This window comes from Aurantimonas sp. A2-1-M11, assembly GCF_036549475.1.
Classification (GTDB): Bacteria; Pseudomonadota; Alphaproteobacteria; order Rhizobiales; family Rhizobiaceae; genus Aurantimonas.
In genome coordinates this window covers 47510-72336 of record NZ_JAZHLI010000020.1, presented here as the reverse complement: position 1 = coordinate 72336, position 24827 = coordinate 47510, and the positions used below count along the sequence as shown (strand labels likewise).

Sequence of the window (24827 nt, the reverse complement as noted above, 5' to 3'; positions counted from 1 at the left end):
CCGTCGATATGTCTGGTGCCTTCGCTCTCCTATTCGGCGACGCTTGGCAAGGCACCCGACGCTCGAACCTTCCGGACCCCATGACCGCACATTCGCCGATCCGTCAGACCGCCGACGCCCGCCCGCAGGATTTCACCCATGTGAAGGACTGGGTGTTCGATCTCGACAACACCCTCTATCCGCGCCACACGAACCTGTTCTCGCAGATCGACCAGCGGATGACGGCCTTCGTCTCGGACTTCCTGTCGCTGCCCCGTGACGAAGCGCGGGTGGTGCAGAAGGATTTCTACCGGCGCTACGGCACCACGCTGCACGGCCTGATGCAGGAGCACAACGTCGATCCCGACGCTTTCCTCCAATATGTCCACGACATCGACTATTCTTGGCTGTCCCCCGATACGGCGCTGGGCGACGAGATCCGGGCGCTGCCGGGCCGCAAGTTCATCTTCACTAATGGCGATCGCAACCATGCCGAGCGGGCTGCGCGCCAGCTCGGGATCCTCGATCATTTCGAGGACATCTTCGACCTCGTCGCGGCCGGGCTGGTGCCCAAGCCCGCCTCCCAGACCTACGACAAGTTTCTCGGCCTGCACCGGGTGGATGCCGACCGGGCGGTGATGTTCGAGGATCTGGCGCGCAATCTGGTGGTGCCAAAGGCGCTGGGCATGCGCACCGTGCTGATCGTGCCGCGCAATCTGGAAGAGAGCTTCGGCGATGTCTGGGAGCACGAGGGTCGCGACGGCGAACACATCGACTTCGTCACCGACGATCTGACGGCCTTTTTGCGCGCCATCCGTTAGCGCTCGCCGCTGCCGGCACCCGATGCCGAAAGGGCGACCGGATGGCATCCGATCGCCCGTCAAAATAGGAATGTGCAGGCGTCGTCAGTCGCCGAGGATCGACCGGTTCGGGCGTGCGAGTCCCGCCTGTGCGTCCGTCGCGGCATCGGCCAGCATGTCTTCCTCGGCCTGATCGGCCGGCTTGGCCTTCTGGTTGGCCTCGAAGATCGCTTCCATCTGCTCCTTGCCCTCCGGCGCCGTGCCGTTCTTGGCCGCCTCGCGGTCGGCCTTGCTGGACGCGTCGAGATCGCTGCGTTCGCCCGGCTTGCGCGTTCCGTCCGAGGCCATGTGCTGCGGCGTGTCGCGGTCCTGCTGCTCGCGCATCATCTTGGAGTCGGTGTCGCTCTGGGTCATCGCCATCTCCTGTCAGGAATTTCGGGGCCAGGCGGCATCCGCCTGTGCTCTCTTGGAGGCAACGTCGCCCCCGCCCCTCAGTTCCGGGCAGGGCGCATTCGATGGCCCGAACGACATCACCGCCGCTGGCGCGAGGCCAACGGCGGTGATGCGGGTGGACCCGGTCCAGATGGTGGGCTCAGCGCCCGACGCAGATGATCGGCAGGACCGAGTTCTTCACGACCGCGGTTGCATCGGGCACGCTTTCCAGCGGCAGCGACATGTCGGCAGTCTCGTAGGCGACATTGCTGCGGTCGAGAAAATCGATGGCGGCATCGGGGCGCACCGCGAAATTGATCGACTGCGGAATGTCGCCCGTGGCATCGGCGACGGCGACGGCGTTGAGCTTGGCGGTCACGACACCAACGACCCGGCCGGCGAGATCGACCAGCGGTCCGCCCGAATTGCCGGGCTGCACCGGTGCCGAGATCTGCAGGTAGCGCTCGTCATTGGCCAGACCGAGCAGCGACGAGACGTTGCCGCGGGTCACGTTCAGGGAGTCTGCCAAGATCGAACGCAGCGGATAGCCGAGCGCCAGCACGTCCTCGCCGAGGCGGGGCTTCTCCACCGACATCGCCAGTGGCTTGCCGACCGCGCCATCGATCTTGACCAGGGCCAGATCATTCTCGGTGTCGAGGATCGTGCGGGTGGCGACCCGCTTTTCGCCAACGAGAACGCTGGTGCAGGCCCGCACCACATGGGCGTTGGTCAGGAGCCAACCATCGTCGGAAACGACGAAGCCGCTGCCCGCCATGTCGAATTCCGGCGATGCAGGGACGCGCTCGGCATTGGCAACCGAAGGCTCCGGCATCTCGAAGAGGTTCGGCTTCTGCGGATCAACGGACGCCATCGCGTAACGCGACTCGAAGGAACCGTCGGTGTGGCTGCGAGCAAGAAGCGCCGAAAAGGCGTTCGGCTCGCGCGACGCGACGAGCGGTGCCTGCGGCTCGCCGGCGAATGGCTCGAAGAGATTGCCGGCAACGGCCACATAGGGCCGCATCACCCGCGCCTGATCCTCGGCATAGGAGACCGAGAACCCGCGCAGATCGCCGCCGCGCGCTTCAAAGCGCATCACGTACTGTTGATCGCCGGCATTGCCGTCAAGCGCGAACCATTCGCCTCCAAACTCGGCATTGGAGACGCTGCGCTCGGCGGTCGGCGTGCTCAGCACCTCGAACAGGCCGCGCAGGGTCTGGCCGGTATCGGCAATGCGGACAGTCTCGATCTCGACCGAATTGTCTGCGGCACGCCACAGGTGCCCCACGTCGGTCGGGCCCAGATCCTGAACGAGTCTCAGCGGCAGCGGAACGCGCTGGCCAGTCATCGCATCGTCGACCAGCGTCATACCCGCAGCCGTCTCGGCGCCGTCGGATTTCCGGATCAGGAGCTGCAGCATCGCCTCGTCGATGACGCCGTCCGCGACCATGCCGTGCCGGGCCTGGAAGTCGCGGATGGCACGCAGGGACGACGCTGCGATCTGGCCATCGAATGCACCGAAATAGTCGCCGGTCCAGGCAAGCCGGATCTGCAGGCCCTTGCGGAAATCGAGATCGGTCTGAGCGTTGTAGGCGACGGCGAGCTCGGAACCCTGCGCGCCAATCGACGGCGTCGCCATGGGCGCAGTGCCCAGAGCCAGAACCGTCATCAAAACCCGCGCCGCGCGCCGCATGTCATCCCCCATCGCTCAACCGGTGACAGTTAAGAAACGTAGGATGCGCGGAATCGATCCGTAAGTCCTTTACTTTTTCTTAATATGGTTGCGAATGCAATTTTTCCTGATACTGACGGTTCGTCCGCCAGTAAAGGACAGGTCTGTTCTTGTCGCCTGCCATGTCAGGTCAGCCGGCCCCCGGCACTGTCTGCGCCATGGGCCCGGGCTCCGCTCCGTCATCGCCCAGTTCGGCCGTCTCGATGCGCTCGCCGCGGCGCATCAGCTTGTCGGTCGAGACCAGAATCTGGTCGATGTCCCGACCGGCCTGACCGAAATGCGTGCGCAGCGCCGACACCCGCGCGTCGAGCCGGACCAGATCCTCGCCCAGGAGCCGCACCTCCTTCTGGATGCGCCCGGCCTCGGCCCGCATGCGCGCATCCTTGAGAATCGCCTGCACCACCTGGATCGACAGGAGCAGCAATGACGGCGACACGATCACCACCCGCGCGCGATACGCCTTCTGGACGATATCCTCGAAGCGCTCGTGCAGTTCCGCAAAGACCGCCTCGGACGGGACGAACAGGAAGGCGGTGTCCTGAGTCTCGCCCGGAATCAGATATTTGTCGGCGATGGCGCGCACATGCACGTCCATGTCGCGGCGCATCCGGCTGGCGGCAAAGCTGCGCGCCTCGTCGCTCTCCGCCTCGCGCAGGGTGGCAAACGCCTCCAGCGGAAATTTCGCATCGATCGCCAGCGACGGCGCGCCGTTCGGCATGCGGATCAGGCAGTCCGGCCGCTTGCCGTTCGACAGCGTCGCCTGGAAGGAATAGGCGGCCGACGGCAGCGCATCGGCGACGATCGCCTGCATGCGTCCTTCGCCGAAGGCGCCGCGGGTCTGCTTGTTGGAGAGGATGTCCTGCAGCCGCACGACTTCGCCGGCGAGCCCGCGGATCTCGCCCTGCGCCCGGTCGATGACCGCCAGCCGTTCCGACAGGGCCGAGAGCGAGGCGCTGGTGGCGGTGCTGGTGTCGCGGATCGACTGGCCCACGCGGGTGGACAATCCGTCGAGACGTTCGGCGAGGGTGCGGGTCAGGTCGGCCTGCCGCGATCCGATGATTTCCGCCATGGTCTGCATGCGGCCGGTGATCTCGGCCTGGGAGCGCAACACCGCATCCAGGCGTTCCGACGCTTCGCCCTCGCTGCGGTCGGCGTAGTCGTTCGCCTGCCGCGCGGCCCGGCTGGCCCTGCGCCACAGGACGAAGAAGACGGCCGCCAGGCCGGCGAGCAGCAGCTCGGCGAGCGTCACTGGGTGTCCGCCCAGCATCGTGACGGGAGCCGAGAATGCGGCGGCGAAGGCTGCGCTGTCCATGACCGAGCTCTAGCGAACAGTCCTTAACGAATCGGGACCAAACCGCGAACATAGCCCAGATGGCCTCGCCTTGCGACGCGGCGGCATCGGGCCGGGCCGCGCTGAAAGCCGCCGGGGAGCCACCATCCCCGATTGACCGGCTTCGTGCCAGCGATTACCTGAACGCCATGACGATCAAGCCCCTCATCATCCTGCCGGACCCGGTCCTGCGCCAGACCTCCCAGCCCGTCGCGACGGTCGACGACCAGGTGCGGCGTCTCGCCGACGACATGCTGGAGACGATGTACGATGCCCCCGGCATCGGCCTCGCCGCGATCCAGGTCGGCGAACCGCTCCGCATGATGGTGATCGACATCTCCAAGGAAGACGAGGAGCGCGCGCCGCGGATCTTCCTCAACCCGGAGATCCTGGGCACGTCCGACACGCTCAGCACCTACGAGGAAGGCTGCCTGTCGATCCCCGACTACTACGCCGAGGTCGAACGCCCGGCGGAGGTCACGGTGCGCTATCTCGGGCTCGACGGGAAGCTGCACGAGGAGACCGCCGACGGCATCCTGGCGACCTGCGTGCAGCACGAACTGGACCACCTGAACGGCATCCTGTTCATCGACCACATCTCCAAGCTAAAGCGCGACATGGTGGTGAAGAAGTTCACCAAGGCCGCCCGCAGGGCCACCGCCTGAGGGCAGCGGAGGAAGACCATGCGCGTCGTCTTCATGGGAACGCCGGCCTTTTCGGTGCCGACCCTGGCCGCCCTCGCGGCGGCCGGGCACGACATCGCGGCCGTCTATACCCAGCCGCCGCGCAAGGCCGGCCGGCGCGGCCTGACGCTGACGCCCTCGCCCGTCCAGGTCGAGGGCGAGCGGCTCGGACTGCCCGTGCGCACGCCGGTCAACTTCAAGGACCCGGCGGAGCGCGACGCCTTCGCCGAACTCGGTAGCGACGTCGCGGTGGTGGTCGCCTACGGCCTGCTTCTGCCCCAGCCGGTGCTGGACGCGCCACGCCTCGGCTGCCTCAATGGTCACGGCTCGCTGCTGCCGCGCTGGCGGGGCGCCGCACCGATCCAGCGCGCCATCGAGGCCGGTGATCCGGCGACCGGCATGATGGTGATGCGGATGGAGGCCGGCCTCGACACCGGCCCGGTGGCGCTGACCGCCGAAACGCCCATCGCCGCGACCGACACCGCCGCCGACCTGCACGACCGGCTCGCAGAGATCTGCGCCCAGCTGATGGTCGAGGCGCTGGAGCGGCTCGAGGCCGGCACGCTTATTTTCGAGGACCAGGACGCACTTGCGGCCCGCACCGGCCGCCAGCCGGTCTACGCCGCCAAGATCGACAAGGCCGAAGCGACCCTCGACCTGTCCGGCGACGCGCCGGCCATTGCCCGCAAGATCAACGCCTTCTCCCCGTTTCCCGGCGCCTGGACCATGATGCGCTTCGGCGAGGCGCCCGAACGCGTGAAGTTTCTGCGCGCGGCGGCCGAGCCGGGCCAAGGCGCGCCCGGCACGATCCTCGACGACCGGCTGCTGATCGCCTGCGGGTCCGGCGCGATCCGGATCTTGGAATTGCAGCGTGCCGGCGGGCGCCGCATGCAGGCCGAAGACCTTCTCAAGGGAACGCCGGTTGCGGCGGGCGGCCACGCCGGGCCGGCCTGATGCCCCGGTACAAGCTGACCATCGAATATGACGGCGCGCCCTATTGCGGCTGGCAGCGGCAGAAAACCGACCTGTCGGTGCAGGAAGTGATCGAGACCGCCGTCGAAGGGTTCAGCGGCGAGGCGGCGACCCTGTTCGGCGCCGGGCGCACCGATGCCGGCGTCCATGCCAGCGGGCAGGTCGCCCATCTCGATCTGCAGCGCGACTGGGAGCCGGACGTGGTGCGCGACGCGCTCAATGCCCATCTGCGCGACGCCCCCACCGCCATCCTCGGTGTCGAGCGGGTCCCGGACGATTTCGATGCGCGCTTTTCGGCCCGCAAGCGCCACTACCTCTATCGCATCTTCAACCGGCGGGCGCCGCCCGCGCTGCTTGCCGGGCGGGTCTGGTGGGTGTCCAAGCCCCTGGATGTCGACGCCATGCACGCTGCGGCCCGGCGTCTGGTCGGCACCCACGATTTCGACACCTTCCGCTCTGCCCATTGCCAGGCAAAAAACCCCATCCGCACGCTGGAGCAGCTGGATGTGGTCCGCGGTCCGGACGAGGAGATCCACATCCACGCCATGGCCCAATCCTTCCTGCACAATCAGATCCGGTCCTTTGCGGGATCGCTGAAGCTGGTCGGCGAAGGTCGCTGGAGCGAGGCGGATCTGGTGGCGGCGCTGGAGGCGCGCGACCGCAAGCGCTGCGGTCCCGTGGCGCCGCCGGACGGGCTGTACCTGACCCGGATCGAGTACGGCACCGCGCCCAAGCGCACCCTACCGCCCTATCCCGGCTGAGCGCGGTCAGATCAGCCGGATGCCCGTCAGGTCCATTACTGCGCCATAGCTGATCAGCGAGATGACGATCATGCCGATGGTGATGATCGCCGCGCCGGCCAGGTCCTTGCCGGTGGCCATGAAGATCAGCCGCACGGTCAGCGCGATGGAGGCGATGGTCACCAGCGCGCCGAGCGCCGATAGGGCGCTGCCGGGGCCGAAGGCGAGCATCAGCAGCCAGTAGGGCGCAAAGACCCAGGCGAGCAGCGCCCCGCCCCAATTGGTCGCGACGACCAGCGGCACGATCTTGCGGGAATATCCGACGCGCTTGGCGACCATCATCAGGATCAGGATCGGCAGCGTCCAGGCGAGAAAATCGGCCAGCGCATGGGCGCCGTAGACCGCGACCATGCCGCGGCCGGCCGCGGTGCCGGTCAGCGGCGCCGAAATCTCGAATTCGAGCCAGGACAGCGCGATCGGCGGCAGCGCGACGATCATGGCCGAAAAGGACTGCCAGAACCCGTCGGCCGACAGGTCGAGACGTTTCAGCCCCTCGGCCCGCCCGGCCATCAGGAGGGCAGCGCCGGAAAAGAAGCTCAGGACGTGGTCGACACTCGGCACCAGATCAGGCGTGGGCGGCAAACCAGCGGGCGATGAAGGTTTCATAGATCCTCGTCAGCGTCTCGAGATCGGCGACTGGCACCCTTTCATTGGACATGTGCATGGTCTTTCCGACAAGCCCGAATTCCACAACGGGGCAATAGTCCTTGATGAAGCGGGCGTCGGACGTGCCGCCCGAGGTCGAGAGTTCCGGCCGTCGGCCGGTGACCGCCTCCACGGCACCCGACAGCGCCTGCGTCAATGCGTCGTCCTGCGTCAGGAAGGATTCCGACGGCCGCTCGCGCCAGGCGATCGCGACCTCGGCCGCGTCGCGGCCCTTGCGGAAGCGCTGCGAGGCGGCGGCCTCGCGGATGCGCCGGGCCAGTTCCGCCTTCAGGCTGTCCGGCGTCCAGAGGTCGCTGAACCGGACATTGAAGAACAGGCGCGCGCGCGCCGGGATGACGTTCACCGAGGCATTGCCGGTGTCGATCGATGTGATCTCCAGGTTGGACGCCGGAAACGCCGCCGACCCTGAATCCAGCGGTTCGTCCATCAGCGCTTCGGCGATCGCGGTGATCGTGCGCAGCGGATTGTCGGCCAGGTGCGGATAGGCGACGTGACCCTGCACGCCGGTCACGCGGATCTCTGCCGACAGCGAGCCGCGGCGGCCGATCTTGATCATGTCGCCCATTGCGGCCGGATTGGTCGGCTCGCCGACGACGCAGGCATCGAAGCGCTCGCCCCGGTCCCGCGCCCATTCCAGCAGCTTCACCGTGCCGTTGACCGCCGGCCCCTCCTCGTCGCCGGTGATCAGCAGCGACACCTGCCCGGCCGGACGGCCGGACCGCGCCACGTGGCGGGCATAGGCCGCGATGAAGGCGGCGATGCCGCCCTTCATGTCGACGGCGCCGCGCCCATAGAGTTCACCGTCGACGATCGCCGCCGAGAATGGCCCCTCGCGCCAATCGCTCTCGTCGCCCGGCGGAACCACGTCGGTGTGCCCGGCGAACACCAGATGCGGTCCGGCGTCACCAGCGCGCGCGAAAAGGTTCTCGACGTCCGGCGTGTCGATGTCGCCAAACACCGGCCGCGCGACACAAAAGCCCAGCGGCGCCAGCGTCTCTGCCAGCGCCGCCAGCGCACCGCCCTCGGCGGGCGTCACGGAGGGGCAGCGGATCAGCCGCGTCAGGATCGCGACCGGGTCGGTCGCAGGGGCGCCGGGGACGGCATCGAGGGGCGGAGAAACGGTGTCTGTCATGGCCGACGGGGATAGATCAGATGATGCCGTAACGCCACCAGCGGCCGCCGACTTCGAGGATAGGGTCGCGTGCCACGTTTCCGCCGCCTTCGCGACGGACAGGCAGGACAGGGGATATTTCGCAAGGGGACCGCATGACATTGCCGAGGATCGCCAGGGCCGGCTCGGCCCGCGTCGCACGGGCCGCAATGTTCGGCATGATCGCGTCGCTGGCGGCGCTCGCCGGCTGCATCGCCGACGGACCCGGCGGTTCCCCCATGGGGCTCAACCTGGCCGATGGCGGCGAGACGACCCACGTGGCCAGCGATGCCGAGGCACCGGCCGAAGCGGACGTCGCCGTTGCGGCGAAGGAGGCCAGGGCTGCGGCGGAAGCCGGCAGCATCTCCGGCAGCGCGGCCCTCGACAGGCTGATCGAGCGCCACGCCGCCGAAGCGGGCGTTCCCACGGCCCTCGCCTATGCGGTGGTCCGGGTCGAAAGCCGCTACAATCCCAAGGCGCGCGGCGCCGGGGTCTACGGCCTCAGCCAGATCAAGCCCGCCACGGCACGCTCCCTGGGCTTCTCGGGCCCTGCCAGCGCGCTGTTCGATGCCGACACCAATCTCACCTACGGCATGAAATATCTGAAGGGCGCCTGGGAGAAGGGGGGACACGACGTCTGCCAGGCCTCGATGAAATACAAGGGCGGCCACCGCGCCACCCGCATGAGCGCCTCCGCGAAGCGCTACTGCTCCGCCGTCAAGGCGCACATGGCCGAAGTGTCGAAGCGCCGCCGCATGCCGGACACCATCGTCGAACCGCAGGCGGAACCGGGGCTGGTGGGCACCCTCGTCGCGGCGGTGACACCGACGCAAGCAAAGACGGCAGCGCCCGCTGCGTCCACGACTGACGCCACGATCACTAAGCAGACAGCAGCCGCCAGGCCGGCCGACAAGCCGGTGGTCGCGGCTGCCTATGCCGCCGCACCGAAGCCGGCCGCGATCCCCCGCCCGGAAGCGCCCGAGGAAGCAAAGGGTGCGCCGGCTGACGCTGCCACGCCGCAGCCTGCCGCAACAGCGGTCGTGGACAGCGGCAAGGGTGGCCGCGTTGCCGCCCACCCGGCACCGGCCGATCCGCTTGCCGCCCGCATGGCCGGCACCGACGATCTGGCGACGGAATTGCGCGGCAGCGGGACGGACTGAGCCTCGGCTGACCGACCGCTGGCCGGCTATCCGGCCTTGTCCGAGACCACCACCAGCATCGGGCCGAGCCGGTCGCGACGGTAGCCGATGCCGCCTTCCGGGTACGACAGGCTCGACACCTTGCCATCGAAGAACAGCGCGTCGCGGCAGCTCAGCCGGTCGCGGAAGAAGACGGCGAAATCCCAGAAATTGACCGGGCTGCGGGAGAGGACGAGGCGCACGGTGCCGCCGTCCTCGCTGGCACAGATGCCGTTGCGCACATGCCGGCTGTCGGAGCCTTCGATGAAGCGCGGATGCAGCTTGCCGTCGATCAGCAGCATCGGCCCCGACTGGGTCGCAAGGGTCGGACTGCGCGGAGCGGCCAGATAGGCACCGGTGGTCAGGACGGCGGCGCGGCCGTCCTCGACGAAGAAGATGCCGTTCGGCTGCATCGAGTAATTGCCGCTGCCAGTGCCGCGCACCAGCGGACTGACCTCGCGGCCGTCCTGCACCGCCAGGCCGACGGGACGCCGGTCCTCGTGATACATGCCGGCATTCATGATCAGCCTGACGCGGCCCTCCACGCTCGCCGCGGCGCGCTCGAAGGTCACGTAGGGCTCGCCGGCCGAATCGACCGCCCGCAGCGCCAGGTCGTAGCGATCCAGCGGCACTTCGCAGACCAGATACTCCACCCCCGCCGCCCTTTCGGTACGGCAGAGGCCCTCATGGCCGGCCGGCAGCGAGGGCACGCTCTGCAGCCAGCCGAACAGCCCGCTCGCCGCGATCAGCGACAGGGGCCAGAAGGAACGCAGTCGCGCCATGGCTATTACGGCCTCCGGCGAATGTCGCGGGCCGCGACGTCGCTCAGTTGCGCAGCAGCTCGTTGATCGAGGTCTTGGAGCGGGTGCGTTCGTCAACGCGCTTGACGATGACGGCGCAGTAGAGGCTCGGCCCCGGCTCGCCATTGCCCATCGGCTTGCCCGGCAGCGAGCCGGCGACGACCACCGAATAGGGCGGCACTTCGCCGTAAGAGATCGTGCCTGTGGTGCGGTCGACGATCTTGGTCGACTGGCCGAGGAAGACGCCCATGCCCAGCACCGAGCCCTCGCGCACGATGCAGCCCTCGACGACCTCGGACCGCGCACCGATGAAACAGCCGTCCTCGATGATGGTCGGGCCGGCCTGCATCGGCTCCAGGACGCCGCCGATGCCGACGCCGCCCGAAAGATGCACGTTCTTGCCGATCTGGGCGCAGGAGCCGACGGTCGCCCAGGTGTCGACCATGGTGCCCTCGTCGACGAAGGCGCCGAGATTGACGAAGGACGGCATCAGGACGACGCCCTTGCCGATATGGGCAGAGCGGCGCACCACGGCGTTCGGCACGGCGCGGAATCCCATCTCGCGGAAGCGGTCGGCGTTCCAGCCTTCGAATTTCGACGGCACCTTGTCCCACCAGGTCGCGCCGCCCGGACCGCCCTCGATGACGGTCATGTCGTTGAGGCGGAAGGACAGCAGCACCGCCTTCTTCAGCCATTGATGCACGGTCCAGCTGCCGTCGGCCTCGCGCGAGGCGACGCGGGCTTCGCCCCGGTCGAGCAGGTCCAGCGCGGCATCGACGGAATCACGGACCTCGCCGGTCGTCGACGCCGAGATCGTGTCCCGTTCCTCGAAGGCCCGTTCGATGGTGGTTTCGAGGGCGGCGCGATCCGGCGCGGTCATCGGCTAAACTCCTGCAGAAGGGGGATACGACGGGGCCACGGCACCCTGTCCAAGTCGGCGCGGACCCTAGTTGAAGGCCCCAGGGCGGTCAATCGACGGCCGGACGCAGGCGACGAGGCAGAGACGATGAACGACACACCCCGCGATCAGCATGGCTGGGATCCCTTTCCGAGCTCGCGGCGGGACAGGGAGGAGAGCAAGGACCAGGTCGACACGCCCCAGACGCGCTCGCCCACCTATGCGCTGGCCTATGCCGACGAGGATTTCCTGACCCGCCAGGAGACCCGCGGCATCCGGCTGCAGCTCGAACTCATGAAGCCCGAACTGGCCCTCAACGAGGCGGGCATCCTGTCGACGGTAGTCCTGTTCGGCGGTGCCCGCATTCCCGAACCCGGAACCGCGCCCTGGGCGGCGCGCAACGAGACCCAGCGGCGTAATCTCGAGGCCAATTCGCGCTTCTACGAAGAAGCCCGCCGTTTCGCGGCCCTCGCCTCGCAGCACTCCGCCGATTCCCACGGCGGCAAGGAATTCGTCATCGTGACAGGCGGTGGGCCGGGCGTGATGGAGGCCGGCAATCGCGGCGCGGCGGATGTGGACGCCCTGTCGATCTCGCTTAATATCACCCTGCCCCACGAGCAGGCGCCCAATCGCTACGCCACGCCGGAGCTTTGCTTCAACTTCCATTATTTCGGCATCCGCAAGATGCACTTCCTCCTGCGGGCGAAAGCGATGGCGATCTTTCCGGGCGGCTTCGGCACGATGGACGAATTGTTCGAGGCGCTGACGCTGATCCAGACGCGGCGGATGCAGCGCATCCCGGTCTTGCTCTTCGGCGGATCCTTCTGGCGGCGCGTCCTCAATCTCGAGGTGCTCGCCGAGGAAGGCACCATTGCGCCCGAGGATCTGGATCTCGTCACCTTCGTCGACACGGCGGAAGAGGGCTGGACGACGATCCGTAAATTCTACGGCTTCTGACGCCGGCGACCGGATCGGCCGCCGGGAGCGCCCGACACTCGACGGGCGGAATTATTCGCTCGTCTGTCCCATCCGGGCCCGCAGCTCGGCGCAGTGGTCGGCGATGTCGCTGCGCGGGGTGAAGATCGTATAGTCGTAGGGTGCCGGTGCCTCGCTCGTCAGGCCGTAATCGGCGGCCTCCGACTCGGAGTCGCTGACCTCGACCATCTGCACCGCGACCGTCGCGGCGTCGGGATCGCGCTCGGCAAGAATGTTCGGCACGCCCCAGTCCTTGCGGACATGGCCGGAACCGGCGATCAGCACGGCGCTGCCGCTGTCCTCGGCCGCCTCGACCATCGCGTCGGCGAGCGCCCCGTCGCGGGCGCGCTGGACGAGCGCCATCTGGCCGATGGCACCTTCGGGCATTAGGCCGCAATGGGCCGTCCGGATGGTGTCGGCAAGATCGGCAGACTGGTCCGCCGATACCGGCAGACGCAACGACAGCCGCGCCACGTCGGCCTCGGAGAGGGCGTCGAGGCCCTTCTCGCCGATCGCCATGATCGTCTCGCGGTCCAGATCGCCGGCACGCATCGCCAGGTCGTCGGCGACGACCGCCTCGAACACGGGCTGGTAGATCGAGAAGTCCGGCCAGCCGCGCTCGGTCCATTGCAACTGCTCGGACAGCGACGCGAGGTCCTTGCCGCCCGCCGCGGCGAAATCTTCCAGCACGCCGGCAAATCTCTCGGGGATCATCTCGAAGACCACTGACGGCTCTGCGCCGAGCCTGGCGAGACCGCCGATGATGTCGGCCTGCAGCCGATGATGGTCGGGATTGTCGTGAATTTCGCCGAGCAGCACGTAGCGGGCCCCGGAGGCGGCGCCCAGCAGGAAATCGTGGCTGGAGCGCGCGCCGCGCGCATCGAAGACTTCGCCGACCAGCGGATTGTCGCGATAATGCTCCGACTGCCAGGCCGTCGCGGTCGCCGGCAGGCGTGCCGCGGAGGTTTCGCCGGATGCGCCGACGGTCGCGGCAACCTGCAGCGACAAGGTCCGGGAACTGCCTGCGCGCGCCAGTTCGGCGAGTTGCGCGGACGCGGAGGTTTCAACCGGCCTGGAGCCTGCGGGCGACAGCAATTCGTCGGCATCGGGCGTGCCGTCGCCATCCGCGTCGAACGGCTCGACGGTGGCCACGGCAATTTCGGAGAAGACGTTCTTCCCGTTTCCGACCAGGGAAACGTCGAGGGGCAGGTCTGATCTGGGCGCAACGAAAGCGGCGACGTCCGTGCCGGCGTCCATCCGCGGCACGACCAGGTCGGACGTCTTGCCGACCGCGTAGCCGAGACCCGCAAGGATCATGATGCTGGACGGTATCCAGATCAGTCGTTTCAATCGCTTTCCCCAAAATCGATTGTACGGGCCGGATCACGAATCATGCGAGCCGACCTGACGGTCATCGGCACAGGATGTGGCAAAACTATTGCAGTCGGCCTGTCATTTCGCGAAAATTTGTGCGCTCGGCTTTGCGGCCGGACTGCTGCGGCTGCTTTGGCACCGTGAGGCGCATCCGATGACCGNACTATTGCAGTCGGCCTGTCATTTCGCGAAAATTTGTGCGCTCGGCTTTGCGGCCGGACTGCTGCGGCTGCTTTGGCACCGTGAGGCGCATCCGATGACCGGCGACGCCGTTCGACCGGACCGGGCTGGGCCGGTGGAAAGGGGCGGACGGTTCGACGATGGATCGAACCGTCCGCGTCGCCTCCCCAGGCAACTCCCGCCGCGTGGCAGGCGGAACGTGCCGCCTGCTCTCCTCGGGTTCCACCCTTTCTCGGTACCCGCCACGCGGCCCGGGTGAAAGGTCGCGCCCGCAACAGCGGAAAGGTTTCGGCAGGGATCGTGTACGCAAGGTTAAATCAGCTGTGGATAGCCTCAGAGCGCGCCGGCGAGCACCCGTGTCGGCCAGCAGGTTTCCGGCATGCCAGCTTCGAGCTGGAACGCCCCGATCGAGCGCCGCGTCTTGAAGCCGGCGAGGCCGTCCGCGCCGCCGACATCGTAGCCTCGCGCCTCCAGCTTCTGCTGCATGCGCGCCACGTCGCCGCGGGTCAGCCGGTCGGTCGCCGCCCAGCGGGCCGTCAACGGCCCGGCGCCCTGCATCCGGTCGGCGACATGCCCGACGAAGAGGGCGTAGAGGTCGGAATTGTTGTAGGCCTTGATGACGTAGAAGTTCGGGGTGGCGATGAAGGCGGGGCCAAGGCGGCCGGCCGGCATCATCAGATGGCCACGGGCGGCCAGCTCGTGTGGCGGGAACGGCCGGCCAGACACCCGGGTCACCCCCGCTGCGACGAACTCCGAAATCGGCCGCCCGCGGTCCGGGCCTTCGTTGGCGCATGAGACGGCGGCCGGCACGACCGCCTCGAACCCCCAGTCGCGGCCCGTCTGCCAGCCGGCCTGCTGCAGGTAATGGGCGATCGAGGCCAGCGTGTCGGGCACCGAATTCCAGATGTCGCGGCGCCCGTCCCCGTCGAAATCGACGGCGAGCCCGAGGAATTTCGTCGGCATGAATTGCGGCTGGCCCAGCGCCCCCGCCCAGGACGACTTCATCTCCGAGGTCTTCAGATGGCCGTCGGCGACGATCTGCAGGGCGGCCAGGAGTTCCTCCCGGAACATCGCCTTGCGACGCGACAGATAGGCCTTGGTGCCCAGCACCTCGAAGGCGTCGTGGGGGATCTTCGCCGCCCCGAAGGCTGATTCCCGCCCCCAGATGGCGACGATGACCGGCGCGGGCACGCCGTAGCGCGCCTCGATCCGGCCCAGGACGGCGCGGTGCTTCGCCAGGAGAGCCCGGCCCTGCCGGGCGTTTCCGGCGACCGCGCCTTCGGAGAGATAGGCCGCGCCGCTCTTGAACTCGGCCTGGAAATTCGTCTCCGCGACGGTTCCTCCGGCACCGGGAAGCTGCAGGTCGGGCAGATCCAGATTGGGCCGCACGCCCTGGAACGCGGCGTCGAACACCGGCCGCGGAACGCCCCGGGCGCGGGCCGCGGGCCAGATGTCGGCTTCGAGGAAGCTGCGGAACCCGGCCTCGACCGATTGCGCCCCGGCCGGCGGGAGGGCCCCGGCGAGGAGAAGACAGACGAGGACGACGGAGCGGAAGGGGTTGCCAATCATGGCCGGATCGTAGCGGGGACGGCAGGGCCAGCCAAGGCGCTGTATGGCGCATCGGTCGGCAAACGTGGCGTCCGGCATCACGACAGCGCGAGCCTCGCACGGCAGTTGTATGCGTATGCGCCGGAGACCATCTCCCGCGGCATCTCCACGCCCGGCCGCAGGAAGTGCAGCATCCCACCGGAGGCAACTGCTGCAGCACCGCTCGAAACGCATGATGGACGACCCGCAGGGTTCGCCGTAACCATTCCCGAACGCTGGCTTAGCGAGGAGGCGGGAGATGGATCGGTTCACGGGCGGCTGCCTTTGCGGCGACGTGCGGATCGTGGCGTCAGTCCAGCCTTACCGGGTCGGCCTCTGCCATTGTCTCGATTGCCGCAAGCATCACGGGGCGCTCTTCCAGGCGACGGCCATCTTCCCCCAGGACGCAGTGACGATCGACGGCGAGACGCGCGACCATGCCGGGCGGTTCTTCTGTCCCCGATGCGGCTCCTCCGTCTTCGCCCGCACCGACGACGAGATCGAGGTGAATCTGGGATCGCTCGACGCCCCCGACCGGCTGATGCCGACCTATGAGAGCTGGGTCGTCCGGCGCGAAGCCTGGTTGCCGCCGTTTCCGCTGGCGCATCGATACATGCGCGATCGGGACGCCAGCGGCCGCACGGAGGAATAGGCCGCAGTCGCCATGCGAAGGCGGGTTCTCGGTGCACGCCGACGGTCCTGGATCGCCTGGCTTCCCTAGTCTGCGCTTCGCCCGGGACGGCGCACCGCCCGCAACAGGCCGCTGCCGCCGCTACCGCAATACAGGAGGTCGTTGCCGTCGGATTCGAGCCCGGCAACGTTCATGCCGGCCGGCATGGCGAGGGTCGCGAGCACGGCCCCCGTGTCAGGATCGATGCGCCGGATCTCGCTTGCGTCGTTCTCCCAGGTCCCATGCCACAAATCGCCGTCGACCCAGGTCACACCGGTGACGAACCGGTCGGATTCGATCGTGCGCAGCACCGCGCCGGTGTCCGGATCCACCTGATGGATGCGTCGGCCCCGGTGCTCGCCGACCCAGAGCGCTCCCTCGGCCCAGGCGAGACCGGAATCGCCGCCGTTTCCAGGTGCCGGAATCGTGCCGACGACGTCCCCCGAAAGCGGGTCGATCTTCTGGATGCGCGACTGCGATATCTGGAAGAGATGGGTGCCGTCGAACGCCGTTCCGGCATGGGCCGGAATCGCGAGCTGTCGCTCGATCGCCCCGGTGTTCGGGTCCAGCGCGTTCAGATGGTCGCCGGAGGCAAACCAGACGCGACGCCCGTCGAAACTGACCCCGTGAACGCCGTCCACACCCGCAAACGGGCCAAATTCGCGGTGGATCTCGGCCTTTTGTGTTTTCATGCCCGCATCCTATCCGCCCGGCAGCAGGGCCGGGAGTAACAAGCTTGTCGGGAAACCCGGCACGGTCGGCGTGATCCAGCGGCAGGCCCGGCCACGGCCGACAGCCGCGACCTTGCCGGCCTCGGCGAGCGCTTCCAGCGCTCGCAGGACCGTGCGCGGACTGACGCCAAGCGCCAGGGCCAGCGCCGAACTCGACCACGCCTCGCCATCGGCGAGAACGGCCAGCACCGCGCCATGCTTGCCGTCGACCGGCGGCGCCAGAACCGCCACCGCCTTGGCGTTTGGCGACAGTGCGAAGCCGCGACGCGACGCGTGGAGAGCGGACACGGGTTCGAGCACCTTGCGCAGCCGTCCGATCTCGACGCGGAGCCGTGCGCGATGCGACTCGTCGGCCGCTCGGGCCCGGAACACCTTTCAGAAGCGCTTCCCGCGGGACATCGCCCGGCCATCCCAGCGCCAGCGCCCGCACGAGGGCAAACAGGACCGGGCGGCCGCCGAGCGCGATGACGGTCTCGCCCCATCGCACGACATGGCGGCAGCCATCGATCACCAGCGTGTCCGAGGCGTGCAGCGTTTCCACCGCATCGAGCCCGACAAGACTTGTCTCGCCTGCCATGGTCAGGCGAGCGGCCGGCGCCGCGAACAGTCCGACGGCGCGCTCGACCTCGGCGGCCAGCGCCGGGATGCCCGTTACCGCGGCTGCATGCCGGGCACGTTCGAGCGCGTCGCGGGCCAGTCCGGCCTGTACCCGGCGCATCGCGATGCCGGCCTCGACGAGCGCGTAGCCCGATCGCGACGCAGGCGGCAGAACAGTGAAATCCACCCGGGCCAGCGCCGCCTCCGCCTTCTGGAGTTCGCCGATCAGGAGATGGTAGCGCGCTTCCAGCGTGCCGGCATGGGCCGCATTGGCGCGGTCGCCATGGGCTTCGAGCGCCGACCGTGCGGCTGCCAGATGCTGCATCGACCGCCCGAGATCGCGTGACACGAAGGCGATCTCCGCCTCGGCCAGCGCGCACCGCCCGCGCGACACGGCTTCCCGCGGACCGAAGGCGCGCGCGACGTCCCGCAGCAACGCCCTGGCGCGGGGCAGATCGCCAAGCTGCGCCATGGCAATGCCGCGCAGGGCCAGTGCCGGCGCATCCCCGCGGAGGGCAACGAGATTGAGAGCCCCGAGCGCGTCGCCTCTGGCGAGCGCCACGGCAGCGGCGGTGATCAGCGACTCCATTCAAATCGCGCCAAACATGTCACTCACACCTGTCGATCGGGCACGCCAATCTCGCTCACACCGCAGTCGGCCCGGGCCATTCTTGCCCAGGGGCCGCGGGAACTGAAGAGGAGATGACCGATGACATCGCATGCAACCGGATCACGCGACGAATGGCTGGCAGCCCGGCTCGAACTGCTGCAGACGGAGAAGACACTGACGCGGATGAGCGACGAGGCGGCACGCCAGCGGCAGGCCCTGCCATGGGTCCGCATCGACAAGGACTATCGCTTCGACACCAGGGATGGCCCCGCGTCGCTTGCCGAGCTTTTTGCCGGCCGCACCCAGCTCATCGTCTACCACTTCATGTTCGGCCCCGATTACAGGGCCGGATGCCCGTCCTGCTCGGCGATCGCCGACGGGTTCGATGGCATCGCCGTGCATCTCCAGAACCATGATGTGGCCTTTGCCGCCGTCTCGCGGGCGCCCCTCGCCCATCTCGTGGCCTATGCGACGCGCATGGGCTGGACGTTTCCCTGGGTGTCCTCGAACGGCAGCGACTTCAACTACGATTTCGGCGTCGCCTTTACCGAGGCCCAGCAATACGAGATCGGCATCGCGTATAATTACCGCCAGGAGCCGGCAAAGGTCAGGCTGGCCGCCAATGCTTCGGCGGATCCGGCGCCCGCGGCGCCGAGCGGTCCGGAAATCGCCGCGGCAATGACAGGCACGGACGTCGCGACCTATGCCCGGGAGCGGCCCGGCGTCAGTGCCTTCGCCCTGCAGGACGGCGCCGTCCATCACACCTATTCGACGTTTTCGCGCGGCCTCGACGATCTCTGGGGCATGTACAAATGGCTCGATCGCGCGCCGAAGGGTCGCAACGAGCCCGGCATGTGGCTGCGTCGCCGCGACGAATACGGCGTGGCGTGAGCGCGATGTCCGAGCCGAACGTCGACGCATCCGCTGGCCTGGAAGCAATGAATCCCAGGCAGGCAGCGGCCGTCTGGCCAGGGTGGCCGTCTGGCTGGCCCTGGCCGCGTCTCCGACCTTCATGCTGATGGCGGGTGTCGCCATCGCCGACACGCCGGCCATGGCAACCTGCCTGCAGACGTCGTCGCGTCTTTCGGCCGGCAGCATGGCCTTCATGTACCTGCTGATGGGTGTCTTCCATCTGTCGCCATGGCTGAGACTGGCCGCGACCGCCCCTCGCCTCTGATGGTCGAGATCCCGCGCCCGAACGTCAGGCGGGGGATTGCGCCCGGCTACCCAAGGCGAAGCGCCGGCGTGCCGGAGCGCAGATTGGCGATCGGCCGCCAGATGCCGATCTGCCTGTCGGCGGCCAGAAGGTCCGGCAGCGCGGCGTGCCACGCCCGGCGGTACGGCCGCGCCATCTGGACGGTCACGACGTCGTCGTGGTCAGACCAGACTTCGTGGAGGAGAAAGCGCTGCGGATTCTCCGGATCCTCATGCAGCGTCGCGCTCCGGAACGTCGCCTCGTGCCGCATGGCGTCGAGAACGCCGGTGAGGCGTTCGAGAAACCTTTCGCGGCGCCCGGGGCGCACGTCGAACGCGATGACATAGGCGACACTCATGCCGCCACCGGGTCGAGAAAGTCGAGGACTTCGACGATGCGACCCTCGGCATCGAGGCGCACGATGTCCGTGCCGGCAGCGACGGGTGATCCGCCATCGGGTCTCAGCGTCCAGGAGAAGCGCGCGCAATGCCCGTGACCGTCCGGCGTGCCGTGCAGGGCGAAGACGTGTCCCGGAAACTGCGCCCGTGCGCCCGCGATCATGCTGGCGACGCCATCGCGGCCGTCGGCCTGCATCAGCGGATCGCGGTAGCTGGCGTCGGCGCTCCAGTTCTCCAGAAGACGCCGCCGGTCGGCGTCCTGGTCCGCGTTCCACAGGTCCAGATAATTCGCGGCGATGTCGATCGGTGCTCGCATGGTGGTCTCCTCTGGTTGCGAGCCCGCAGTCTGGCAAATGCGCCGAGGCCCGCGATTACCTCCGAGGTCATGGGCGGCGCCGACATTCCGTGCGAAAACGCGCCATGACGACGGTTCTGGCAGACCATACGGTGGGCGACGTCCTGCGCGACTGGCGACAGCGGCGCCGCTTCAGCCAGTTGCAGCTGGCCCTGGAGGCGGAGGTCTCGGCGCGGATCTGAGCTTCATCGAGAGCGGACGGTCCGCGCCCAGTCGCGACATGCTGCTGCGCCTGGCCGAGCCGCTGGGCTTGCCCCTGCGCGAGCGCAACCGTCTCCTGCTGGCGGGCGGCTATGCGCCGCAATATGCCGAACGGCCGATGGATGCGCCGGACATGGCGGCGGTCCGGCAGGCGGTGGAGGCCGTTTTGGCCGGCTATGAGCCGTTTCCCGCTCTGGCCGTCGACCGGCACTGGACGCTGGTTGCCGCCAACGGCGCGCTGGCGCGCCTGTTGCAAGGTGTCGGGCCCCGCCTCCTGGAGCCGCCCGTCAACATCCTGCGGCTGTCGCTGGCGCAGGACGGGCTTGCGCCCTTCATCCTCAATCTCGCCGAATGGCGGCACCACATCCTGGAGCGCTTGCGGCGCGACGCGGCCGCCTCGGGGGATGGCGCACTGGACCGTCTCCACGACGAATTGCGCGCCCTTCCGGTGTCCGCACGATCGACAAGGCCCATATCGCCGCCACCGAGCATGCCGGTCGCCGTGCCCCTCGTCCTGCGCCATCCGGCCACCGGCGAACGGCTGTCCTTCCTGTCGACCACCACGATGTTCGGCACGGCAACCGACATCGCGCTTGCCGAGCTCACCCTGGAGGGCTTCCTGCCCGCTGACGCCGCAACGCGCCAGGCTTTGATGCGGGGTTGACGAAGGATGGCGACGTGGCGCTCCCCGCGTCTGTCGCCAGAGGGCCCACGGAGTGACGAGGCCCCGATCACCCGACGCTTCGACCTCAGGCTATATTCCACGCACCGCAGGCAGCGCCTTCAGAGTCCGGTCCGCGAGCGCATGGCGGCCGAGAGCGTGCCTTCGTCCAGATAGTCGAGCTCGCCGCCCACCGGCACGCCGTGGGCAAGACGGGTGACCCGCACCTCGAAGCCCTCGAGCTGGTCCATGAGGTAATGCGCCGTGGTCTGCCCCTCGACCGTGGCGTTGACGGCCAGGATCAGCTCCTTCACCCCGCCCCTGTGGACGCGCTCGACGAGCTGCCGGATGGTCAGATCGTCCGGCCCGATGCCGTCGAGCGGCGACAGGACGCCGCCGAGCACGTGATAGGCCGCGTTCAGGGCCTTGGCCCGCTCCAGCGCCCACAGATCGGAAACGTCCTCGACCACGATCACGATCGACTGGTCCCGCGAGGCGTCGGTGCAGATCGTGCAGGGGTCGAAGGTGTCGATGTTGCCGCAGGCCGAGCAGATGGTCACCTTGTCCAGCGCCTCGCCCATCGCAGCCGACAGCGGCGCCAGAAGCTGCTCGCGCCGCTTGACGAGATGAAGCGCCGCGCGGCGTGCCGAGCGGGGGCCGAGGCCGGGAAGCTTGGCGAGCAGCTGGATCAGCCGCTCGATTTCCGGGCCGGCAATGGGTTTGGCCATGAGGGTCTAGATGCCGTCGAAGGATCTCAGAACGGCAGGCTCATGCCGGGGGGAAGCTGCAGGCCGGCGGTCAGCTCCTGGGTCTTTTCCTGGATGGCGGCGTCGAGCTTGCCCTTGGCGTCGTTGTGCGCCGCCATGACGAGATCCTCGACGATGTCCTTTTCCTCGGGCTTCAGCAGCGACGGGTCGATCGCCACCGCCTGCAGCTCGCCCTTGCCGGTCAGGGTCACCGACACGACGCCGCCGCCGGCCTGCCCGGTCACGGTGATGCCGGCGATCTCTTCCTGCAGGCCGGCCATCTTGGCCTGCATTTCCTTGGCCTGCTTCATCATGCCCATCAGGTCTTTCATAGCGATCTCCTAGATGTCGTCATCGTCGGACATTTCCGACGGATCGACCAGAATGTCGTCCTCGACCACCTCCGCGACAAGCGCCGCTTCGTCGGCCGCTGCCTCGGCATGGCCGCGAAGCCGCACGTCGATCACCTTCGCGCCGGGGAACGAGGCGAGGATGGCCGCGACCTCGGGGTCGGATTCGGCGTCCAGAAGCAGGGTGTTGCGGCGCGCGGTCGCGCTCTCGTCCAGGGTGGGCCGCGCCTCGCCATTGGAGATGGTCACCACCCAGCGCCGGCCGGTCCATTCGTGCAGCCGCCGCGTCAGGTCGGTGATCAGCGTGCGCGGCGCCTCGGGCGTCAACGCGACCTCGATGCGCCCCGGCACCAGCTTCACCAGCCGCAGATAGCGACGGATCGACACGGTCATCAAGGAATCGCGCTTTGCCTCGGACAACGCGACCAGCTGTTCGAGCGAACCGATCTCGACCTCGGGCGGCGCCTCCGGAACCGCCGGGCGGATCTGCGGCCGCGATGGCTGCCCGCTGCCGCCCATCCGCGCCGCCGACAGGCTCGAGGATTGCGGCCCGCCAGATGATACGGCCGGCCCCGTCCCGGAGGCGATCGCCTGGGTGGTACCCGACCCGGCCGGCATACCCTGGCCGGATGCGCTGGGGTCATGGCCGCCACCGCCCGTCTCTTCGGACCGGGATGCGCCGTTGCCCGCGGCGTGAGCCGGCAGGCTGCCGATCTCGCCGTTGCGGATCATCCGCACCAGATCGTCGGGCGATGGCAGGTCGGCGGCATGGGCGATCCGGATCAGCGCCATTTCCGCCGCCTGGCGTGGCGCATTGGCGTTGCGGGTCTCCTCCAGGGCCTTCAGCAGCATCTGCCAGACCTGGCCGAGGGTGCGGATCGACAGCGTCTTGGAAAATTCCAGCCCGCGCTCGGCCTCCATCGGCGACAGCGCCGCATCGTCGGCCGCATCCGGCACGAATCGCAGTGTCGTGACGAGATGGGTGAAATCGGCGAGGTCGGCCAGGACGACGGCCGGATCGGCGCCGACGACATATTGCTCGCGCAGTTCCTTCAGCGCCGCCGCGCCGTCGCCCGCCATCAGATATTCGAAGAGGTCGATGATCCGGACACGGTCGGCCAGGCCCAGCATGTCGCGCACGGCCTGCGCCGACACCGCCCCGGCCCCATGGGCGATGGCCTGGTCGGTCAGCGACAGGGCGTCGCGGACCGAGCCCTCGGCGGCCCGGGCGATCAGCCGCAGGGCATCCTGGTCCACCTCGACCCGTTCGGCCGCGGCGATCCTCGTCAGATGCGCCATCAGCGTCGCCGATTCGACGCGCCGCAGGTCGAAGCGCTGGCAGCGCGACAATACCGTCACCGGCACCTTGCGGATCTCGGTGGTCGCGAAGACGAACTTCACGTGCTCCGGCGGCTCCTCCAGCGTCTTCAGCAGGCCGTTGAAGGCCTGCGTCGACAGCATGTGGACCTCGTCGATGATGTAGACCTTGTAGCGTGCCGACACCGGGCGGTAGCGCACCTGCGCGATGATCTCGCGCACGTCGTCGATGCCGGTGTGCGAGGCCGCGTCCATCTCGACGACGTCGACATGCCGGCCTTCCATGATCGCCTGGTCGTGGATGCCGGGCTCGCCCATGTGGATGGTCGGCTGGTCGATGTCGTCGGTCTGGTAGTTCAGGGCGCGGGCCAGGATGCGGGCGGTCGTGGTCTTGCCGACGCCGCGCACGCCCGTCAGCATCCAGGCCTGCGCGATGCGGCCGGTCTCGAAGGCATTGGTCAGGGTGCGGACCATCGGCTCCTGGCCGATCAGGTCGTCGAAGGAGCGCGGACGGTATTTGCGCGCAAGCACCCGATAGGGCGCGGCGTCGCCGGCCTCGGATGACATCGCAGTGCCGCTTTCGATATCGCTCATCGCGCCTGGGTCCGGAACTTCGTCGCTGGGTGGCGGGATCGACCCAACACCGTCGGCCGGCGCGGCGGCCCGTGGCCGATGCCGCGCTTGCGTCCGGTTCTGAAGCGAATGGGCGGGGGACGCAAGTCCTGCGCGCGGCCAATGGACCCCAGCCCGTGTTTCGCCTTGCAAGTCGCGACAAGGCTCTGGCAAATGCGGCAAGATCGCCGTCACGGCGATTATGCGGCGGAGTGAGATGATGGCACTGGCGCGATATCAGAAGCGACGCAGGCTGGCACTCTTCGCCCTGCTGATCGCAGCGTTCATGGCGCTGCTCGTCGTCAGATCGGCCTGGCCGGAGCACGTCCACGAAACCATCGAGGTCGCCGGGCTGGCGCTGATCGTCGTCGGCATCGCAGGGCGGATCTGGTGCACGCTCTATATCGGCGGCCGCAAGGCGTCGGAAATCGTCTCCAGCGGCCCCTATTCGATCTCGCGCAATCCGCTCTACGTGTTTTCCAGCATCGCGGCGGGCGGGGCCGGAGCGGCCACCGGCAGCCTCGTGCTCGGCCTGGTCTTCATGATCGGTTGCGCCGCCGCGTTCCGGGTGGTGATCCTGCGCGAGGAGAGCTATCTGCGCGGCATCTTCGGCACAGATTTCGACCGCTATGCAGCCCGCGTCCCGCGGTTCCTGCCAAAGCTCGCCCTCTACCAGGATGTCCGTCGGATCACCCTCGATACCAGGCTGGTCTATCGCACCCTGATGGACGGGCTGGTGTTCTTCCTCGCCGTGCCCTTCTTCGAAACCGTCGAGATGCTGCAGACGAGCGGCTATCTGCCAGTGCTTCTGCGCCTGTACTGATCGGCGCATGGCAACCCGCCACGGGCGC

The 24827-nt window shown here is 68.2% G+C and carries 25 protein-coding genes and 2 pseudogenes; 11 read left to right on the top strand and 16 right to left on the bottom strand.

Annotation, left to right across the window (positions count from 1 at the left end; all coding sequences use genetic code 11):
- The first annotated feature begins 80 nt into the window (after positions 1 to 80).
- Positions 81 to 800: a pyrimidine 5'-nucleotidase gene (locus VQ042_RS11310; RefSeq protein WP_331819223.1), complete on the top strand. Its 720-nt coding sequence runs from the start codon at positions 81 to 83 to the stop codon at positions 798 to 800.
- Positions 801 to 884: 84 nt separating this feature from the next.
- On the opposite strand, the gene VQ042_RS11305 is transcribed toward VQ042_RS11310, so the two are convergent.
- The 3 genes from VQ042_RS11305 to VQ042_RS11295 form a co-directional block, all read right to left on the bottom strand.
- A complete protein-coding gene (locus VQ042_RS11305; protein ID WP_331819221.1) occupies positions 885 to 1193 on the bottom strand; it encodes a hypothetical protein in 309 nt (102 codons plus the stop codon).
- A gap of 178 nt (positions 1194 to 1371) precedes the next feature.
- Positions 1372 to 2877: a serine protease gene (locus tag VQ042_RS11300; protein WP_331819219.1), complete on the bottom strand. Its 1506-nt coding sequence runs from the start codon at positions 2875 to 2877 to the stop codon at positions 1372 to 1374.
- Positions 2878 to 3070: 193 nt separating this feature from the next.
- The gene (locus VQ042_RS11295; RefSeq protein WP_331819218.1) at positions 3071 to 4252 is read right to left on the bottom strand and encodes a DNA recombination protein RmuC; all 1182 of its coding nucleotides are present in this window, start codon (positions 4250 to 4252) and stop codon (positions 3071 to 3073) included.
- A 167-nt stretch (positions 4253 to 4419) separates the two neighbouring features.
- Here VQ042_RS11295 and def point away from each other — a divergent pair, with 167 nt between their 5' ends.
- From def to truA, 3 genes are read left to right on the top strand one after another with little or no spacing between them, the layout of a single operon-like run.
- Positions 4420 to 4935, top strand: coding sequence for a peptide deformylase (gene def / locus VQ042_RS11290; protein WP_331819216.1), 516 nt, complete (start codon positions 4420 to 4422; stop codon positions 4933 to 4935).
- A gap of 18 nt (positions 4936 to 4953) precedes the next feature.
- Positions 4954 to 5907: a methionyl-tRNA formyltransferase gene (fmt, locus tag VQ042_RS11285; RefSeq protein ID WP_331819214.1), complete on the top strand. Its 954-nt coding sequence runs from the start codon at positions 4954 to 4956 to the stop codon at positions 5905 to 5907.
- Positions 5907 to 6686, top strand: a complete 780-nt coding sequence (gene truA, locus VQ042_RS11280; RefSeq protein WP_331819212.1) for a tRNA pseudouridine(38-40) synthase TruA — start codon at positions 5907 to 5909, stop codon at positions 6684 to 6686. Before fmt ends, truA begins: the two co-directional genes overlap by 1 nt.
- Positions 6687 to 6692: 6 nt before the next feature.
- Here truA and VQ042_RS11275 read toward each other — a convergent pair whose 3' ends face one another.
- A complete protein-coding gene (locus VQ042_RS11275; protein ID WP_331819210.1) occupies positions 6693 to 7331 on the bottom strand; it encodes a hypothetical protein in 639 nt (212 codons plus the stop codon).
- A complete protein-coding gene (dapE, locus tag VQ042_RS11270) occupies positions 7291 to 8523 on the bottom strand; it encodes a succinyl-diaminopimelate desuccinylase (protein WP_331819208.1) in 1233 nt (410 codons plus the stop codon). Before dapE ends, VQ042_RS11275 begins: the two co-directional genes overlap by 41 nt.
- A 134-nt stretch (positions 8524 to 8657) precedes the next feature.
- Between dapE and VQ042_RS11265 the strand changes: the two genes are divergently transcribed.
- A complete protein-coding gene (locus VQ042_RS11265) occupies positions 8658 to 9701 on the top strand; it encodes a lytic transglycosylase domain-containing protein (RefSeq protein WP_331819206.1) in 1044 nt (347 codons plus the stop codon).
- Positions 9702 to 9727: 26 nt separating this feature from the next.
- On the opposite strand, the gene VQ042_RS11260 is transcribed toward VQ042_RS11265, so the two are convergent.
- Both VQ042_RS11260 and dapD read right to left on the bottom strand, forming a co-directional pair.
- A complete protein-coding gene (locus VQ042_RS11260; protein ID WP_331819204.1) occupies positions 9728 to 10501 on the bottom strand; it encodes a phosphodiester glycosidase family protein in 774 nt (257 codons plus the stop codon).
- A 43-nt stretch (positions 10502 to 10544) separates the two neighbouring features.
- Entirely contained in the window at positions 10545 to 11399 is an 855-nt protein-coding gene (gene dapD, locus VQ042_RS11255) for a 2,3,4,5-tetrahydropyridine-2,6-dicarboxylate N-succinyltransferase (RefSeq protein ID WP_331819202.1), read from the bottom strand.
- A 126-nt stretch (positions 11400 to 11525) separates the two neighbouring features.
- On the opposite strand from dapD, the gene VQ042_RS11250 reads away from it, so the two are divergent.
- Positions 11526 to 12374 carry an LOG family protein gene (locus VQ042_RS11250; protein ID WP_331819200.1) on the top strand — a complete coding sequence of 283 codons (849 nt, stop codon included), beginning with the start codon at positions 11526 to 11528 and terminating at the stop codon, positions 12372 to 12374.
- Between the two features lie 51 nt (positions 12375 to 12425).
- On the opposite strand, the gene VQ042_RS11245 is transcribed toward VQ042_RS11250, so the two are convergent.
- Together VQ042_RS11245 and VQ042_RS11240 are read right to left on the bottom strand one after the other, a co-directional pair.
- Positions 12426 to 13742: a ChaN family lipoprotein gene (locus tag VQ042_RS11245; RefSeq protein ID WP_331819198.1), complete on the bottom strand. Its 1317-nt coding sequence runs from the start codon at positions 13740 to 13742 to the stop codon at positions 12426 to 12428.
- A gap of 537 nt (positions 13743 to 14279) precedes the next feature.
- Positions 14280 to 15515 carry a lytic murein transglycosylase gene (locus tag VQ042_RS11240; protein ID WP_331819196.1) on the bottom strand — a complete coding sequence of 412 codons (1236 nt, stop codon included), beginning with the start codon at positions 15513 to 15515 and terminating at the stop codon, positions 14280 to 14282.
- Positions 15516 to 15792: 277 nt separating this feature from the next.
- Between VQ042_RS11240 and VQ042_RS11235 the strand changes: the two genes are divergently transcribed.
- Complete coding sequence (locus VQ042_RS11235) at positions 15793 to 16185, top strand: GFA family protein (RefSeq protein WP_331819194.1); 393 nt, start codon at positions 15793 to 15795, stop codon at positions 16183 to 16185.
- A 65-nt stretch (positions 16186 to 16250) separates the two neighbouring features.
- Here VQ042_RS11235 and VQ042_RS11230 read toward each other — a convergent pair whose 3' ends face one another.
- Positions 16251 to 16895 carry a Vgb family protein gene (locus VQ042_RS11230; RefSeq protein WP_331819192.1) on the bottom strand — a complete coding sequence of 215 codons (645 nt, stop codon included), beginning with the start codon at positions 16893 to 16895 and terminating at the stop codon, positions 16251 to 16253.
- 9 nt (positions 16896 to 16904) lie between these two features.
- Positions 16905 to 18120: pseudogene (locus tag VQ042_RS11225) on the bottom strand (helix-turn-helix domain-containing protein).
- 120 nt (positions 18121 to 18240) lie between these two features.
- Between VQ042_RS11225 and VQ042_RS11220 the strand changes: the two are divergent.
- Together VQ042_RS11220 and VQ042_RS11215 are read left to right on the top strand one after the other, a co-directional pair.
- A complete protein-coding gene (locus tag VQ042_RS11220) occupies positions 18241 to 19032 on the top strand; it encodes a DUF899 domain-containing protein (RefSeq protein ID WP_331819190.1) in 792 nt (263 codons plus the stop codon).
- 82 nt (positions 19033 to 19114) lie between these two features.
- Positions 19115 to 19318 (top strand): hypothetical protein, encoded by a 204-nt coding sequence (locus VQ042_RS11215; protein WP_331819188.1) that lies wholly within the window; start codon positions 19115 to 19117, stop codon positions 19316 to 19318.
- Between the two features lie 46 nt (positions 19319 to 19364).
- Here the strand turns inward: VQ042_RS11215 and VQ042_RS11210 are convergent, their stop codons facing one another.
- Together VQ042_RS11210 and VQ042_RS11205 are read right to left on the bottom strand one after the other, a co-directional pair.
- Positions 19365 to 19694 carry a putative quinol monooxygenase gene (locus VQ042_RS11210; protein WP_331819186.1) on the bottom strand — a complete coding sequence of 110 codons (330 nt, stop codon included), beginning with the start codon at positions 19692 to 19694 and terminating at the stop codon, positions 19365 to 19367.
- Positions 19691 to 20050 carry a nuclear transport factor 2 family protein gene (locus VQ042_RS11205; RefSeq protein ID WP_331819185.1) on the bottom strand — a complete coding sequence of 120 codons (360 nt, stop codon included), beginning with the start codon at positions 20048 to 20050 and terminating at the stop codon, positions 19691 to 19693. The genes VQ042_RS11210 and VQ042_RS11205 overlap by 4 nt, the downstream gene beginning before the upstream one ends.
- 104 nt (positions 20051 to 20154) lie before the next feature.
- On the opposite strand from VQ042_RS11205, the pseudogene VQ042_RS11200 reads away from it, so the two are divergent.
- Positions 20155 to 20954 (top strand): annotated as a pseudogene (locus VQ042_RS11200) (helix-turn-helix domain-containing protein).
- Positions 20955 to 21073: 119 nt separating this feature from the next.
- On the opposite strand, the gene recR reads toward VQ042_RS11200, so the two are convergent.
- From recR to VQ042_RS11185, 3 genes are read right to left on the bottom strand one after another with little or no spacing between them, the layout of a single operon-like run.
- On the bottom strand, positions 21074 to 21679 hold the full coding sequence (recR, locus tag VQ042_RS11195; RefSeq protein WP_331819183.1) for a recombination mediator RecR: 606 nt from the start codon (positions 21677 to 21679) through the stop codon (positions 21074 to 21076).
- Positions 21680 to 21705: 26 nt separating this feature from the next.
- Positions 21706 to 22029 carry a YbaB/EbfC family nucleoid-associated protein gene (locus tag VQ042_RS11190; protein ID WP_331819181.1) on the bottom strand — a complete coding sequence of 108 codons (324 nt, stop codon included), beginning with the start codon at positions 22027 to 22029 and terminating at the stop codon, positions 21706 to 21708.
- Positions 22030 to 22038: 9 nt separating this feature from the next.
- Positions 22039 to 23958 carry a DNA polymerase III subunit gamma/tau gene (locus VQ042_RS11185; RefSeq protein ID WP_331819179.1) on the bottom strand — a complete coding sequence of 640 codons (1920 nt, stop codon included), beginning with the start codon at positions 23956 to 23958 and terminating at the stop codon, positions 22039 to 22041.
- Positions 23959 to 24196: 238 nt separating this feature from the next.
- On the opposite strand from VQ042_RS11185, the gene VQ042_RS11180 reads away from it, so the two are divergent.
- Positions 24197 to 24799 (top strand): methyltransferase family protein, encoded by a 603-nt coding sequence (locus VQ042_RS11180; protein WP_331819177.1) that lies wholly within the window; start codon positions 24197 to 24199, stop codon positions 24797 to 24799.
- Positions 24800 to 24827 lie beyond the last annotated feature (28 nt).

What these genes read in the sequence shown, in the direction of transcription:
- truA (WP_331819212.1), top strand. Translation starts at nt 5,907, where the DNA reads ATGCCCCGGTACAAGCTGACCATCGAATATGACGGCGCGCCCTATTGC.
- fmt (WP_331819214.1), top strand. Translation starts at nt 4,954, where the DNA reads ATGCGCGTCGTCTTCATGGGAACGCCGGCCTTTTCGGTGCCGACCCTG.
- dapD (WP_331819202.1), bottom strand. Translation starts at nt 11,399, where the DNA reads ATGACCGCGCCGGATCGCGCCGCCCTCGAAACCACCATCGAACGGGCC.
- VQ042_RS11220 (WP_331819190.1), top strand. Translation starts at nt 18,241, where the DNA reads ATGACATCGCATGCAACCGGATCACGCGACGAATGGCTGGCAGCCCGG.
- dapE (WP_331819208.1), bottom strand. Translation starts at nt 8,523, where the DNA reads ATGACAGACACCGTTTCTCCGCCCCTCGATGCCGTCCCCGGCGCCCCT.
- VQ042_RS11235 (WP_331819194.1), top strand. Translation starts at nt 15,793, where the DNA reads ATGGATCGGTTCACGGGCGGCTGCCTTTGCGGCGACGTGCGGATCGTG.
- VQ042_RS11265 (WP_331819206.1), top strand. Translation starts at nt 8,658, where the DNA reads ATGACATTGCCGAGGATCGCCAGGGCCGGCTCGGCCCGCGTCGCACGG.
- VQ042_RS11305 (WP_331819221.1), bottom strand. Translation starts at nt 1,193, where the DNA reads ATGACCCAGAGCGACACCGACTCCAAGATGATGCGCGAGCAGCAGGAC.
- def (WP_331819216.1), top strand. Translation starts at nt 4,420, where the DNA reads ATGACGATCAAGCCCCTCATCATCCTGCCGGACCCGGTCCTGCGCCAG.
- VQ042_RS11295 (WP_331819218.1), bottom strand. Translation starts at nt 4,252, where the DNA reads ATGGACAGCGCAGCCTTCGCCGCCGCATTCTCGGCTCCCGTCACGATG.
- VQ042_RS11275 (WP_331819210.1), bottom strand. Translation starts at nt 7,331, where the DNA reads ATGAAACCTTCATCGCCCGCTGGTTTGCCGCCCACGCCTGATCTGGTG.
- VQ042_RS11185 (WP_331819179.1), bottom strand. Translation starts at nt 23,958, where the DNA reads ATGAGCGATATCGAAAGCGGCACTGCGATGTCATCCGAGGCCGGCGAC.
- VQ042_RS11310 (WP_331819223.1), top strand. Translation starts at nt 81, where the DNA reads ATGACCGCACATTCGCCGATCCGTCAGACCGCCGACGCCCGCCCGCAG.
- VQ042_RS11240 (WP_331819196.1), bottom strand. Translation starts at nt 15,515, where the DNA reads ATGATTGGCAACCCCTTCCGCTCCGTCGTCCTCGTCTGTCTTCTCCTC.
- recR (WP_331819183.1), bottom strand. Translation starts at nt 21,679, where the DNA reads ATGGCCAAACCCATTGCCGGCCCGGAAATCGAGCGGCTGATCCAGCTG.
- VQ042_RS11205 (WP_331819185.1), bottom strand. Translation starts at nt 20,050, where the DNA reads ATGCGAGCACCGATCGACATCGCCGCGAATTATCTGGACCTGTGGAAC.
- VQ042_RS11250 (WP_331819200.1), top strand. Translation starts at nt 11,526, where the DNA reads ATGAACGACACACCCCGCGATCAGCATGGCTGGGATCCCTTTCCGAGC.
- VQ042_RS11190 (WP_331819181.1), bottom strand. Translation starts at nt 22,029, where the DNA reads ATGAAAGACCTGATGGGCATGATGAAGCAGGCCAAGGAAATGCAGGCC.
- VQ042_RS11180 (WP_331819177.1), top strand. Translation starts at nt 24,197, where the DNA reads ATGGCACTGGCGCGATATCAGAAGCGACGCAGGCTGGCACTCTTCGCC.
- VQ042_RS11260 (WP_331819204.1), bottom strand. Translation starts at nt 10,501, where the DNA reads ATGGCGCGACTGCGTTCCTTCTGGCCCCTGTCGCTGATCGCGGCGAGC.
- VQ042_RS11230 (WP_331819192.1), bottom strand. Translation starts at nt 16,895, where the DNA reads ATGAAAACACAAAAGGCCGAGATCCACCGCGAATTTGGCCCGTTTGCG.
- VQ042_RS11300 (WP_331819219.1), bottom strand. Translation starts at nt 2,877, where the DNA reads ATGACGGTTCTGGCTCTGGGCACTGCGCCCATGGCGACGCCGTCGATT.
- VQ042_RS11210 (WP_331819186.1), bottom strand. Translation starts at nt 19,694, where the DNA reads ATGAGTGTCGCCTATGTCATCGCGTTCGACGTGCGCCCCGGGCGCCGC.